This window comes from Methylomarinovum tepidoasis, from assembly GCF_030294985.1.
Lineage (GTDB): Bacteria > Pseudomonadota > Gammaproteobacteria > Methylococcales > Methylothermaceae > Methylohalobius > Methylohalobius tepidoasis.
The window spans coordinates 2,207,953-2,221,325 of record NZ_AP024718.1 but is presented as its reverse complement, the minus strand read 5'-3'; the positions used below and the strand labels follow the sequence as shown (position 1 = coordinate 2,221,325).

Genomic DNA, 13,373 nt, shown 5'->3' with positions numbered 1-13,373 from the left:
TCATTTCCGCAGTTTGAATTCCAGGACCTGGACCGCGCGCTGGGCCGTCGGCCGGCCATCGACGATCAGGGGCTTGAATTTCCAGCGCGAGATCGCCTCGATGGCGGCCCGTTCGAAGACGCCTCTGGGGTGGGCTTCCACCACCTTGACGTCGGTGACGGTGCCTTCCGGCGTGATGGTGAATTCCAGTTTGACCCACCCCTCGATCCGGCGCATCCGGGCCCGCATCGGATAGCGCGGCGGAATGCGCACCAGCGGGATCACCTGGCTGGCGGCCTTGGGGGCGGGTTTGCCGACGTCGATTCCCGCCAGCAGCGATTCCTGCAACCGGCTCGACAGGGGAACGTCCAGCGCCGGTATGTCGATGTCCGGAGTGACGTTGGCTACCGGCCTGGGGGTGGCCAGCTGGGGCTGGGGCGGCGGCGGCTCCTTCTCCGGCGGTTTGGGCGGGGGACGCTGGATGGGGGGCGGCGGCTTGGGCATCTGTTTGAGGCGGATGAAATCCACCAGCCGCCTGGCCTCGGTCTTTTGCAGATCCAACTGGCCGCCCTGGACCATCAGCGCCATCAGCCAGAACAGTCCCAAAGTGATGGCCGCTCCCAGCAGCAGCGCCGGAAGCCATAGATGATAGGGAGAAGGCGTCATCGCGGTTCTGCGGTGGCGGCGATGGCCATGTCGGTGACTCCGGCCAGACGGATCTGATCCATCACCCGGGTCAGGATGCTGACCTTGGCATCCCGGTCGGCGGCGATGATGACCGTCCCCAACGGGTTCTCGGCCCGCAGCCGGGCGATGACGGCGCGAACCGCGCGGATGTCCACCGGCCGTTTGTCGATCCAGATTTCCCCGTTGGCCTTGATGGCGACGACGATGTTGCCGCGTTCCTGGCGCTCGGCGGTCTGGGCGCTGGGACGGTTGACCTCGATGCCGGCTTCCTTGACGAAAGAGGTGGTGACGATGAAGAAGATCAGCATGATGAAAATGATGTCGAGCATCGGGGTCAGGTTGATTTCCCCGCTGTCGTCATCGGCTGGCTGGTAACGGTGGCGTCGCATCATTCGAAGTGGAGCTGGTCGCTCAAATGGCGGGTTGCGGCTTCCACCCGCCTTTCAATCCGTTGGCTGGCATACAACCCGGCGATCGCTTGAGTCATGCCGGCCAGGGTAGGCAGGGTGGCTTGTGAAATGTGGGTCGCCATGGCGCGGGCGTTGCCGGTGCCGAACACGGCCAGGGCGTCGAACATGTGGATCATGCCGTTCACGGTTCCGAACAGCCCCAGCAGCGGGCTCAGGGAGACGAGAATCTTGATCAGCGGCAGGGTGCGGCGCAGCTGCAGGCGGGCTTCGGAAATCAGGCGTTCGCGGATTTTGAGCGCGTACCAGGAGTGTTTGTCCCGGCGCTGGTTCCAGCGCTGCAGCCATTGGCGGCGCAAGCGCGGATAGACCCAGAGGAAAAACAGGTAGCGCTCCGTCACCAGGGTCCACAGCAGCACCGCGGCCACCAGGATCAGCTTGACCACCGGTCCCCCCTGGGCGATGAAATCGTTGACGGCCTCGATCCACGCCATCGTCATCCGCGGCGTTTCTCCAGAATCTGGCTGACCAGTCCCGCACTTTGTTCCTCCAGAATCGAAACGATCGTGCGGCTGCGGCTGGCCAGGAGGGCGTGGAGGAACAGCAGCGGGATCGCCACCGAAAGCCCCAGCATGGTGGTGACCAGGGCCTGGGAGATGCCGCCAGCCATCAGCTTGGGGTCTCCGGTGCCGAACAGGCTGATCGCCTGGAAGGTCTGGATCATGCCGGTGACGGTACCGAGCAGACCGAGCAGGGGGGCGACGGCGGCGAGCAGTTTCACCAGCGACTGGCCCCGCTCCAGCGGCGGGATCTCCCGCAGGATCGCCTCGTCCAGCAGGGCTTCCAGGGTTTCTGGGTCGGTGCTCTTGGCGCCCAGCGCCGTCAGGAAGATGCGGCCCAAGGGGTTGTCGTCGCGCGGTTGTTCCACGTCCGCCAGCTGTGCCTCCACCCGTTTGCCGACGCCCCACAGCACCGCCAGGCGGACGGCCACGATCGCCAGTCCGATCGCGCCCAGCGCCAGGATGATGTAACCGATCAGTCCGCCCTGCTGGATGCGTTCCCAGGCGTTCGGGGTGTGGGTCAGCATTTCCAGGAACACGCCCCGGGTCGGGTCGATGGCCACCGGCGCCCGGTCACCCTGGGCGTGGAGAAAGTCGCGGGCCAGCCTCAGCGGTTTTCCTTCCGGCTGCCGCGACAGCACCATCAGCTGTTCGGTTTCCGGCAGATAGCGCAGATAACCGGGCGCGGCGATGGCGTTGAAGACGCCGATGCGGACCACGTCGGTTTCGAAGGGCTTGCCGTCACTGGCGAGAATCTCCCGCTGAAAGCGGACCACCTTGCCGGCTTCGGTCATCTCCTCCAGCATCAAGGTCCAAAGGGTATGCAGCTGCTCCAGGGTGGGCAGGCGCTTGCTGTCGGCGATGGGCGCCAGCCTGGCGGCCCGTCCCGGGTACTGGGCCGAAACCAGCGACTGCTGCAGATCGGCCTTCAGATCGCCGGCGACCTGGCGCACGGTGCCGACGATTTCTCCCAGGACCCCGCTGCTGGCCTGGAGTTTCTCTTCCAGTTTCAGCAGCTCCTGGCGATTGGCCTCGAACTCGGCCTTGAGGGCCTCGGCCTGTTTTTCCAGCGCCTTGAGCCGGGCTTTGGCTTCGGCCAGCAGTTGCTGGCGATGCTGTTTCTCTGCGAGAAAGCGGGCTTCACGCTGCCTGTCCACCTGGGACAGCCGGATCTGCTGGCGTTTGACTTCGGCCAGCAGCTGGTCGAGATCCGCCGCCGCTGCGCTGACGGGAAGAAGCAGGCAGGCCGCCAGCAGCCAGGTCAGGATTCTCATTTCGCCTCCTGTGCGGTCGGCAGCGGCAGCGTGAGCAGATCGGGGGCGGCCTCCTTGCGGGCGATGCGCAGCCCCTCGCGGATGGTGCGGCGGTAGTCGTCCGGCAGTGTTTCCCAGCGTTTCTGACGCGGGTTCCAGAAGCCGGAGGTTTCCCCGTCGAGGGTCTGATAGAACAGGGCGACCCGGCCGATGCGGAGGAAGTCCACCGGGCGCTTTTCGTTCTCCAAGGCCAGTTCGTCACGATAGGCCTCGATGGTCTTGGCGTAATCGTTTTCTATCTGATACGCCTCGAGAATGCGGCGGAATTTCTCCGCCGTGGAAACTTCGGCCGAGTCGAGCATGGCTTTGAGCTGGGCGATCCGCTGACGCCGTTCCTCGGGCAGGAAGGGGGTGTCCAGGGCGACGAAACGGCCCAGGGTGTTGACCATTTCCAGCATCAGGGGGACGATTTCGCGCTCGGCGCGGGCGATTTCCTCCAGCTGGCGGGCCAGCTCGGCCTTTTCCCGGCGCTGGGATTCCACCAGCTTTTGCAGGTGATCGACGTAAGTCTTCAAGGTCTCGGTCTCCCGCAGCGTGCGCCGGTATTCGTCGAGCATCTGCCGGGTGACGTCGTCCAGACGATCGATGCGTTTCTGGCTTTGGGCGGCCTGTTTGAGGGTCTCGGTTTCGGTACGGATGGCTCGGTCCAACGGGTCCGCCATCAGTCCTTCGGCAACCAGAAGCGCGAGCGCGACCAACGTTCCGTTTCGAAGCATGCCTTGTCTGCCTGTGCTTAAATGGTCGGAAACCTTATCATATCGTTGTTAAAATACAACCGTTTGCAGATGAGCTTGTAAACGATTGCAAGCTCTTCTAAGATAACCTGTTTTCGTCGCAGCTACTATCTGCGATCATGGTGCCCAATCTGTTCCACGAGGATAACCCAATCATGAAAGCCGGTATTCATCCCGAATACAAAGAAGTCACCATCACCTGCAGCTGTGGTAACGTGATTCACACCCGTTCGACCCTGGGGCGAGATATTCATATCGAAGTTTGTTCCGCCTGCCATCCCTTCTACACCGGCAAGCAGAAGATCGTCGACACCGCCGGCCGGGTGGACAAGTTCCGGCGCAAGTACGGCGGCAAATAAGGCCGATGGCCGACGCCAAGACCGTCCAGGTCCGCGATCCCGGCAGCGGAAAACATGCCGAGCTGCCGGTGCTGGAAGGCACCCTGGGGCAGGCGGTGATAGATATGCGCGGTCTGCCGGGACAGCTGGGCTATTTCAGTTACGATCCCGGCTTCGTCTCCACGGCCAGCTGCCGGAGCGCGATCACCTACATCGACGGTGACGAGGGTACGTTGCTGTATCGGGGTTACCCGATCGAACAACTGGCCCGCCACAGCGCCTTCCTCGAGGTGGCTTACCTGCTGATGTTCGGTGAGCTACCCAAGTATGAGGAATTGCAGGCCTTCGCCGCCGATATCCGCCAGGAGGCGATGATTCACGAAACCCTGCGCAAGTTCTTCGAGGGGTTTCATTACGACGCCCATCCCATGGCGATGATGGTGGGGGTGGTCGGTTCGCTGTCCGCCTTCTATCACAGCGAGCTGGACATGGGGGATCCGCACCAGCGCCGGGTGTCGGCCATCCGCATGCTGGCCAAGATGCCCACCATCGCGGCGGCCTGCTACCGGCATTCGGTGGGCCTGCCTTTCGTCTATCCCCGCGCCGATCTGGGCTATTGCGAGAACTTTCTCAACATGATGTTCTCGGTGCCCTCGCTCCATTCGGGCGGGGATGATGCCTGGTACCTGGATCCGGTCGCGGTCGACACCTTGGATCTGTTGTTCATCCTGCACGCCGATCACGAGCAGAACGCCAGCACCTCCACCGTGCGTCTGGCCAGCAGCACCGGCGCCAACCCCTACGCCTGCATCGCCGCCGGCATCGCCGCCCTGTGGGGGCCCGCCCACGGGGGCGCCAACGAGGCGGTCCTGAGCATGCTGGAGGAAATCGGCACCCCGGAACGCATCCCGGAATACATCGCCCGCGCCAAGGACAGGAACGATCCCTTCCGGCTGATGGGATTCGGTCACCGGGTGTACAAGAATTACGATCCCCGGGCGCAGATCATCCGCAAAGCCTGTCACGACGTGCTGGCGCGCTTCTCGCCAGACGAGCCACTGTTCGAACTGGCGATGCGTCTGGAGGAGATCGCGCTCCACGACGAGTATTTCATCGAGCGGCGGCTGTACCCCAACGTGGACTTCTATTCCGGCATCATCTACAAGGCCCTCAACATCCCGGTCAACATGTTCACGGTGATGTTCGCCATCGCCCGGACCGCCGGCTGGGTGGCACACTGGCTGGAATTGAAGGCCGATCCCGAGCAGCGCATCGGTCGGCCGCGGCAGCTGTATGTCGGGGCGGCGCCGCGGGATTACCGGCCGATCGAGCAACGTTAGTCCGCGGTTTCCGCCAGCAGGCGCCGCAGGGCCTTGATGGAAGCGCGCGGCGCTTGCCTGCCCGTCTGCCGCAGGGCCTTGGGAGGCAGCAGGCGGGTTTCCACGGCCAGGCCGTGCCAGTCGAGGGTCAGCACCGGAACCTGGCAGGTCTGGCCGTTGAGTTTGACCGGGACGTCCGCCTCCTGACGATAGGGAACGCCGTTTTCCTCCAGGGCCCAGATGACCGCTTCCGGAGTCTCGGGAAACAGTTGCAGCTGGATGGGTTGGTGTTCCCCGGCGGTGCCCGCCAGGACCGCGCCGGTCAGGTGGGGGGAGAAGTCTTCCAGGAAGGCCATCACCTCCAGCGCGATCCGACGCAGGTGCCGGATGAACTGCGGCTGGTGGCGGAAGCGGAAGATGCGATGGTAATCCTGCAGAGCGGCGGTCACGCTGTCGTCGTCCGGTAGATTCTGGCCCCAGTCCAGCCCCAGCCGCTCGGCGGCCTTGCGTTTGGCGATCGCGTAGTCGTTGACCCCTTCCTCAATGATGATGCGGGCGCTGAGCTGGGCGACGCGGATGCGGTTGCGTTGGGTGTGCATGGCTAGAACAGTTCATCGAGCAGGGTTTCACCTTGCCCTCCGCCGGCGGCCGGCTGATAGGGAGGGAGATTCTCCTCCCGGAAGATCTCGTCGATGCCGCCCTCATAGGTGCGCAGCCCCGTCTGGGGGTCGATGCGTGCAGTGACGATGCCTTCCGGTTGTGGGAACGGGTATTCCGGCTGGCCGTCTAGGGCCACTCTCATGTAGTCGATCCAGATCGGCAATGCCGCATGGGCGCCGGTTTCGCCACGGCCGAGCGGGGCACCGTCGTCGAATCCCACCCAGGCGATCGCCACCAGCGGTGGGGCATAACCGTTGAACCAGGCATCGCGCTGGTCGTTGGTGGTGCCCGTCTTGCCGGCTAGGTCGTTACGGCCCAGTTGGCTGGCGCGGATGGCGGTTCCTCGCCGCACCACGTCCTGGAGCATGGAGTGCATGAGGTAGTGGACCCGGGGCTCGACGATGCGGGGGGCGGCGTGGTCGCAGCCGTCACAGGCACGAGCCGGCTCGGCTCGGCCGATGACGGTGCCGTCGCGGCGTTCGATCCGTTCGATCAGATAAGGTTCGATCCGGAAACCGCCGTTGGCGAAGGTGCTGAACACCCGACCCATGTCCCACAGACTGGCAGTGCCGCTGCCCAGCGCGAGGGAGGGCGTGCGCGGTAGTTGCTCCGGGCGGAAGCCGAAGCGCAACGCGGTGTCGATGACCCGCTCCAGGCCGATCCGCCGCAGCAGGCGGATGGAAACCAGGTTGCGGGAATTGCGCAGCGCCACTCGCAGGCGGGTGGGACCGTAGAACTTGCCGCTGTAGTTCTCCGGCCGCCATTCGCTCTCGCCATTGGAATAGACGATGGGGGCATCGTTGATGACCGTGGCCGCGGTCAATCCGGCCTCCAGAGCGGCGGTATAGAGTATGGGCTTGAAACCGGAGCCGGGTTGGCGCTGGGATTGTATCGTCCGGTTGAATTTGCTCCGGGAGAAATCATAGCCGCCCACCATAGCCAGCACTGCACCGCTGCGGCTGTCCAGCGACAGCAGTGCCCCCTGTACCTGGGGGATCTGCGCCAGACGCCATTCTCTTGTCTCGTCCCGGCGAACTCGGATGACGTCACCGACGCGAAGTTGTGCCAGCTGCTTGTGGGAGGTTTGCCGGGCCCATGCCAGCCCCTCGTAGTCGAGCCAGATCGTCTGCCCCGAGGCGAGCAGGGCGGTCAGACGGGTGAGCTTGGGGTCGATGGCAAGCACCTGGGCGGCCACGGTGGCGCCCGCCGGGGTGTGGTCTTGTAGCGCCTGCAGACGCTCGGATTCGGGTAGGGAAGGATCGATATACCCCTCGGGTCCGCGGTAGCCATGGCGTTCATCATACTGGTGCAGGCCATTGCGGACGGCGCTTTGGGCGGCCCGCTGCAGGCGGCTGTCAATGGTGGTGATCACCCGGTAGCCGGCGCTGTAGATTTCATCCCCGAAACGCGCGTGAAGCTGACTGCGGACCTGTTCGGCGACGTAGGGTGCATCCAGCTGGCGCGAAGGGGCAAGCGGCTGGTGCAGGGAGGCGGTCAGCGGTTGCCGGAGGGCCTGGCGATACTGGCCGTCGTCGATGAATCCCAGTTCATGCATGCGGCGCAGGACGTAATCGCGCCGCAGCCGGGCCCGCTGGGGATCGGAAATCGGGTTGAAGCGTGACGGCGCCTTCGGCAATCCTGCCAGCATGGCCATTTCGGGCAGAGTCAGCTGATCCAGGGTTTTGCCGTAGTAGATCTGCGCGGCGGCGGCGATGCCATAGGCGTGATGGCCCAGATAGATCTTGTTGAGATACAGCGCCAGGATCTCGTCCTTGGACAGCACCTGTTCCATCTTCAGGGCCAGGATGATCTCCTTGAACTTGCGCTCGTAGGTCTTCTCCGGGCTGAGGAAGAAGTTGCGGGCCACCTGCATGGTGATCGTGCTGCCACCCTGGCGTTTGTGGCCGGTGCGCAGCAGTTCCCAGGCCGCTCGCAGCAGTCCCTGCGGATCGACGCCCGGATGCTGATAGAAACGGTCGTCCTCGGCAGCAAGAAAGGCCTGTACCAACTGCTTGGGGACTTCCCCGATGGCGACCGGGATACGTTTCTTGTCCCCAAAAACGGCGATCAGGCGGCCGTCATGGCTGTAGATTTCCAGGGGGGTCTGCAGTTCCACGTGACGCAGGCTTTCGGGGTCGGGCAATTGGGCCTGCAAGCGCCGATATTCGGTGAAACCGATGCCGAGGCCGACGGCGGCGGCGATGAGGATGAGCCCGGACAGCCCGATCAGGAATTTGCGCATGGAGGGTCCAGAAATCTGCGACGTGCTTTTCAAAATGGCGAGAAGAAACCCGGCGTCCTGCCGGAAAAATTTTTTTAACTATACTACAAACTGTGAACGAACTAAGACCGACGCACCTGGCCAGCGTTCCAGGGCGCGCCGCTGCATAGGACGACATCGTGATGTTATTCAGACGCAAGCAACCGCCGGTTCTCGGCATCGACATCAGTGCGGCCGCGGTCAAATTGATCGAACTGGGGCGCAACAACGGGCGTTACCGGGTGGAGAGTTATGGCGTCGAACCCCTGCCGCCCAACGCCGTGGTCGACAAGAACATCGCCGATGTCGAGGCCATCGGCCGGGCGATCAAGGCGGCGGTGAAAAAGTCTGGAACGCGGCTGAAACATGCCGCCGTGGCAGTTTCCGGTTCTGCGGTGATCACCAAGACGATCACCCTGCCCGCCGAGTATTCCGAAGAGGATCTGGAAGATCAGATTCAGCTGGAGGCGGAGCAGTACATTCCCTATGCCCTCGACGAAGTCAGCCTCGATTTCGAGGTGATCGGGCCCAATGCCAAGAATCCGAAGATGAACGATGTTCTGCTGGCCGCGTCGCGTCGGGAGAACGTCGACAACCGGGTCGCGGCGTTAGAGCTTGCGGGCCTGAAGGCGGCCATCGTCGATGTGGAAGCCTATGCACTTGAGAATGCTTTTACGTTGATAGAGACCCAGCTGGCGCAGCATCGCAAAGGCGGGGCGATCGCGATCGCGGATGTGGGGGCGACGACGACCACCTTCAACGTCATTCACGAGGGGCGGATCATTTATACCCGCGAACAGGGTTTCGGCGGCCGTCAGCTGACCGAGGAGATTCAGCGCCGTTACGGCCTGTCCTACGAAGAGGCAGGGCTTGCCAAGAAGCACGGTGGTCTGCCGGACAGCTACATGTGCGAGGTGCTCGAGCCTTTCAAAAATGCAATGGCGCAACAGATCGGCCGTTCGTTGCAGTTCTTCCTGTCCTCCAGCACCCACCAGGATGTGGATGTGCTGGTGCTGGTCGGAGGATGCGCCTCCATCCAGGATGTCGACCGGCTGGTGGCGCAAAAGTTGGGGATTCCGGCCGTCGTAGCGAATCCGTTCGTGAACATGGGCCTGGCCGGTCGGGTGGATGCCCAGGCGCTGCGTCAGGACGCTCCGGCGATGATGATCGCCTGTGGTTTGGCTTTGAGGAGTTTCGACTGACATGGCGCGGATAAACTTACTTCCTTGGCGTGAAGAACGGCGGCGCCAGCAGCGCCAGGAATTCTTCATCGCCGTCGGTCTCGGGGTGGGTCTGACGGTGGTCATCATGGCCGGCATCCATCTGTATCTGGCGGACCGGATCGAGTATCAGGAAATACGCAACCGCTATCTCAAATCGCAGATCGCCGTGCTCGACCGCAAGATTCGCGAGATCCGCGATCTGGAGAAGAAGCGGGACCTGCTGGTCTCCAAGATGGAGATCATCCAGCGTCTGCAGTCCAGCCGGCCGGAGATCGTCCACCTGTTCGACGCCCTGGCGCGCACCGTCCCCGAGGGGGTTCATCTCAACAAGATCGTGCAGAAGGGTGATCATCTGACGGTCACCGGCATCGCCCAGTCCAATGCCCGGGTTTCTGCCTACATGCGCAACATCGAGTCCTCCCCCTGGATGGAAAAGCCGCAACTGAAGGTCATCGAATCCAAATCCAAGTCCAAACATGAAAGGCAGGGGCGCTTTACCCTGGAGATCCGCCAGCGACATCCCAAGGCCGGTCAGACGGGAGGCGAGTCATGAACCTGGCGGAGATCAACTGGGACCTGGAGGCGGCGGGAACCTGGCCCTGGCCGGTCAAGCTGGCCGCCATCGTGATCCTTTCCCTGGCGGTGGCGGGCGGATGGTTCTATTACGACACCCAGGATCAGCTCGCCCAGCTGGAACAGGCCCGCAAGCAGGAGTCCAGCCTGAAGCAGACGCTGGAAATCAAGCAGAAGAAGGCGGCCAACCTGGATGCCTACAAGGAACAGTTGGCGGAAATGGAGAAGGCCTTCGGCAACATGCTGCGGCAGCTGCCGAACAAGGCGGAAGTTCCGGCGCTGCTGGTGGACGTTTCCCAGACCGGCCTGGCCAGCGGGCTGGAATTCGAGCTGTTCCAGCCCCAGGGCGAAGTAAAGAAGGAATTTTATGCCGAGCTGCCCATCAAGGTCCGGGTGATCGGCAATTACGAACAGCTCGGCACCTTCGTCAGCGGTTTGGCGGGGCTGCCGCGGATCGTCACCGTGCACGACGTTTCCATCGATCCCCTCAAGAGCGGTGACCGCCTGGTCATGAACGCCGTGATCAAGACCTATCGCTACCTCGAGGACGAAGAAATCGCAGATCGGCGCAAGAAAGGCAGAAAAAAGCGAGGTAGAAAGTGATGTTCAAGCGTGTGCGCACGGTCATGGCGTTGATTTTGGCCGTTTTCCTGGTCGGCTGCGGGGATCGGGATATTTCGGATCTCGAAGCCTATGTCGCGCAGGTCAAGGGCCGTCCCAAGGGTGGCATCGAGCCGCTGCCGGAGATCAAGGTCGTGGAGACTTTCGTTTTCGACCCCGAAGGGCTGCGCGATCCTTTCGTACCGGCCAAACAGGCGCCGCCGCCGCAGGTGGCGGTCGGCGGCAGCGGCATCAAACCCGATCCCACCCGTCCCAAAGAGCCTTTGGAAGCCTACGATCTGGATAGCCTGCGCATGGTCGGGACGGTGAAGAAGGATACCGTCCTGTGGGCGTTGATCCAAACGGGGGAGGGGACGATCTACCGGGTCAGGACGGGCAATTACCTGGGCAAGAATCACGGCCGTATCGTGCGTATCACCGAAGAAGGGATCGATCTGGTGGAAATCGTCCCCGATGGTCCGGGTACGTGGCGGGAACGTCAGGCGAGCCTGGCCCTGGCGGAATGACGGGCAATGAACTTCAAGCAACGACAGAGGGTAGCGACGCATGTTGGGTAACGACTGCACGGTAAAGGGCGGCGAGGCGAAGGTCGGATGGCTGATGTTGGCCTGGACCTTGTGGTTGTTTCTGGCCCTGGCGGCCCGGGCTCAGGAGAATCAGCTCAAAGATATCCACTTCTCCACGCTTCCCGGCGACAAACTGCAGATGCGTTTCGTATTCACCGCCGGGGCGGTCGAACCCAAGGTCTTCCACACCGACAACCCGGCTCGTATCGTCCTCGATTTCCCCGGTGTGCGCAACGGTCTGATCCAGAAATCGTTGACCGTAAATACCGGTATCGTCACCCAGGTGAACGTGATTGAGGGTGGGGGCCGCACGCGGGTGGTCGTCAATCTGGTGGCGCCGGTGCCCTATCGGGTGGAATCGGAGGGTGAGGAAGTCCACCTGCTGTTGGAAAGCGTCGGCGCGGTGGCGACCACAGTGACCCGGCCGGCCGCCCACGCGGCGTTGCCGACCCAACGGATCGAGAAGGTCGATTTCCGCCGTGGGCCTCAGGGTGAAGGCCGGATTCTGGTGTTTCTAGCCCAGCCCAACACCCTGGTCGATCTGCGCGAGGAAGGCGGAAAGGTGATCGCCACCTTCCTGCGCACCCGGCTGCCGTCCAAGTTGGCCAAGGTGCTGGACGTGATGGATTTTGCGACGCCGGTCAAGCAAATCAAGATCTTCCAGGACGGTCCCAACGTCCGCATGATGATCACCCCGGCGACCCCGGACTACGAATACCTTTCCTATCAGTCCGACCGCCTGCTAACCATCGAATTTCGTCCTTTGACCCAGGCGCAGAAAGAAGAGAAGAAAAAGAAGTTTCCCTATACCGGCGAGCGGTTGTCGCTCAACTTCCAGGACATTCCAGTCCGTTCGGTGTTGCAGATCCTGGCGGACTTCACCGGGCTCAACATCATCGCTGCCGATACCGTCAAGGGCAACGTCACCCTGCGCCTCAACAACGTGCCCTGGGACCAGGCGCTGGATCTGGTGCTCAAAGCCAAGGGGCTGGGCAAGCGCCGAGAGGGCAACGTGATCTGGGTGGCGCCGCTGGACGAAATCATCAAGCTGGAAAAGAAGGAGCTGGAGCACGTTCAGTTCCGCCAGCAGAAGGAGCCGCTTAAGACCGAGATCGTCCAGCTCAATTACGCCAAGGCGGCGGATGTGATGAAGGTCCTGAAAGGTATGCAGCAGAGCGGTGGTAAGCTGGGCCAGCAGGGTGTGCCGGAACATGCCACCACGTTTGAAGAAGCTGCAACAGCCGGTGAAGAAAGTATCGCCGGAGGGTCGATTCTGTCGCCCCGTGGTGAAGTGAACATAGATGAACGCACCAACATCCTCATCGTCAAGGACACGCCCACCAACCTGGAGGCGGTCCGCAAGCTGGTGCGGACGCTCGACCGCCCGGTGCGCCAGGTGCTGATCGAATCGCGGGTGGTGATTGCTGAAGATGGCTTCAACCGGGAATTGGGAGTCAAACTGAATGCCGCCAAGCAGAGTGGTTCCCCGGGTGACACACAAACGATCATCGGCGGAATTCTCGGGAACAACAATGGCATCGTCGATTTGCCGGCGGCCATTGGTACCGGTGCCGGGGGAGGAATGGGGATTGCCATCTTCAAGTTGAACAAGTTTTTGATGCAGCTGGAGTTATCCGCCCTACAGGCTGAGAACCGTGGTGATGTCCTGTCCATGCCGCGGGTGGTGACTCAGGACCAGACCAAGGCCAGCATCGAACAGGGGGTGGAAATTCCGTTCCAGACCGTCAGTCAGAACGGGACCCAGACTCAATTCAAGAAAGCGGTCCTGAAGCTGGAGGTGACGCCGCACATCACCCCGGACGACAACGTCATTATGGATCTGCTAGTCAAGAAGGATGCCCCCGGAGACCTTACACCTGATGGAGTGGCGATCAACAAACGTGAAATCAGAACCACCGTCCAAGTCGCCAATGGGGAAACTGTAGTGTTGGGGGGTGTGTATGAAAAAGATCGTCGGAAAACAGTAAATAAGGTTCCGTTTTTCGGTGATCTTCCTGGTTTCGCGTTTATGTTCCGCAAAGATGGCAAGAGCAGTAAAAAGAACGAATTGCTAATCTTCATCACCCCCAAAGTTCTGGAATCCACGCGTCTGTAAATGTGGGAGCGCTGGTT

Annotated in this window: 14 protein-coding genes; 7 read left to right on the top strand and 7 right to left on the bottom strand. The window is 62.2% G+C overall.

Features of this window, described 5'->3' with window-relative positions; genetic code table 11:
- The 5 genes from MIN45_RS11200 to MIN45_RS11180 are packed head-to-tail and all read right to left on the bottom strand — an operon-like array spanning position 1 to position 3,662.
- Complete coding sequence (locus MIN45_RS11200; protein WP_286292321.1) at positions 1-645, bottom strand: energy transducer TonB; 645 nt, start codon at positions 643-645, stop codon at positions 1-3.
- Positions 642-1,058, bottom strand: coding sequence for an ExbD/TolR family protein (locus MIN45_RS11195; RefSeq protein WP_479691239.1), 417 nt, complete (start codon positions 1,056-1,058; stop codon positions 642-644). The genes MIN45_RS11200 and MIN45_RS11195 overlap by 4 nt, the downstream gene beginning before the upstream one ends.
- A complete protein-coding gene (locus MIN45_RS11190) occupies positions 1,055-1,573 on the bottom strand; it encodes a MotA/TolQ/ExbB proton channel family protein (RefSeq protein ID WP_286292319.1) in 519 nt (172 codons plus the stop codon). Before MIN45_RS11190 ends, MIN45_RS11195 begins: the two co-directional genes overlap by 4 nt.
- Entirely contained in the window at positions 1,570-2,907 is a 1,338-nt protein-coding gene (locus MIN45_RS11185) for a MotA/TolQ/ExbB proton channel family protein (RefSeq protein WP_286292317.1), read from the bottom strand. Before MIN45_RS11185 ends, MIN45_RS11190 begins: the two co-directional genes overlap by 4 nt.
- On the bottom strand, positions 2,904-3,662 hold the full coding sequence (locus tag MIN45_RS11180) for a DUF3450 domain-containing protein (RefSeq protein ID WP_286292314.1): 759 nt from the start codon (positions 3,660-3,662) through the stop codon (positions 2,904-2,906). Before MIN45_RS11180 ends, MIN45_RS11185 begins: the two co-directional genes overlap by 4 nt.
- Positions 3,663-3,835: 173 nt before the next feature.
- On the opposite strand from MIN45_RS11180, the gene rpmE reads away from it, so the two are divergent.
- A complete protein-coding gene (rpmE, locus tag MIN45_RS11175; protein WP_286292311.1) occupies positions 3,836-4,039 on the top strand; it encodes a 50S ribosomal protein L31 in 204 nt (67 codons plus the stop codon).
- Between the two features lie 5 nt (positions 4,040-4,044).
- Entirely contained in the window at positions 4,045-5,358 is a 1,314-nt protein-coding gene (locus tag MIN45_RS11170) for a citrate synthase (RefSeq protein WP_286292308.1), read from the top strand.
- On the opposite strand, the gene MIN45_RS11165 is transcribed toward MIN45_RS11170, so the two are convergent.
- Both MIN45_RS11165 and MIN45_RS11160 read right to left on the bottom strand, forming a co-directional pair.
- Positions 5,355-5,936, bottom strand: coding sequence for a hypothetical protein (locus tag MIN45_RS11165; RefSeq protein WP_286292307.1), 582 nt, complete (start codon positions 5,934-5,936; stop codon positions 5,355-5,357). The two genes, MIN45_RS11170 and MIN45_RS11165, sit on opposite strands and share 4 nt — an antisense overlap.
- Positions 5,937-5,938: 2 nt before the next feature.
- A complete protein-coding gene (locus MIN45_RS11160) occupies positions 5,939-8,239 on the bottom strand; it encodes a penicillin-binding protein 1A (protein WP_286292305.1) in 2,301 nt (766 codons plus the stop codon).
- Between the two features lie 158 nt (positions 8,240-8,397).
- Between MIN45_RS11160 and MIN45_RS11155 the strand changes: the two genes are divergently transcribed.
- The 5 genes from MIN45_RS11155 (at position 8,398) to MIN45_RS11135 (ending at position 13,356) form a co-directional block, all read left to right on the top strand.
- On the top strand, positions 8,398-9,459 hold the full coding sequence (locus tag MIN45_RS11155; RefSeq protein ID WP_286292304.1) for a pilus assembly protein PilM: 1,062 nt from the start codon (positions 8,398-8,400) through the stop codon (positions 9,457-9,459).
- 1 nt (position 9,460) lies between these two features.
- Positions 9,461-10,033 carry a PilN domain-containing protein gene (locus MIN45_RS11150; protein ID WP_286292302.1) on the top strand — a complete coding sequence of 191 codons (573 nt, stop codon included), beginning with the start codon at positions 9,461-9,463 and terminating at the stop codon, positions 10,031-10,033.
- Entirely contained in the window at positions 10,030-10,656 is a 627-nt protein-coding gene (locus MIN45_RS11145; RefSeq protein WP_286292300.1) for a type IV pilus inner membrane component PilO, read from the top strand. Before MIN45_RS11150 ends, MIN45_RS11145 begins: the two co-directional genes overlap by 4 nt.
- Complete coding sequence (locus MIN45_RS11140) at positions 10,656-11,180, top strand: pilus assembly protein PilP (RefSeq protein ID WP_286292298.1); 525 nt, start codon at positions 10,656-10,658, stop codon at positions 11,178-11,180. Before MIN45_RS11145 ends, MIN45_RS11140 begins: the two co-directional genes overlap by 1 nt.
- Positions 11,181-11,295: 115 nt before the next feature.
- Positions 11,296-13,356, top strand: a complete 2,061-nt coding sequence (locus MIN45_RS11135; RefSeq protein ID WP_286292295.1) for a type IV pilus secretin PilQ — start codon at positions 11,296-11,298, stop codon at positions 13,354-13,356.
- Positions 13,357-13,373: the final 17 nt, after the last annotated feature.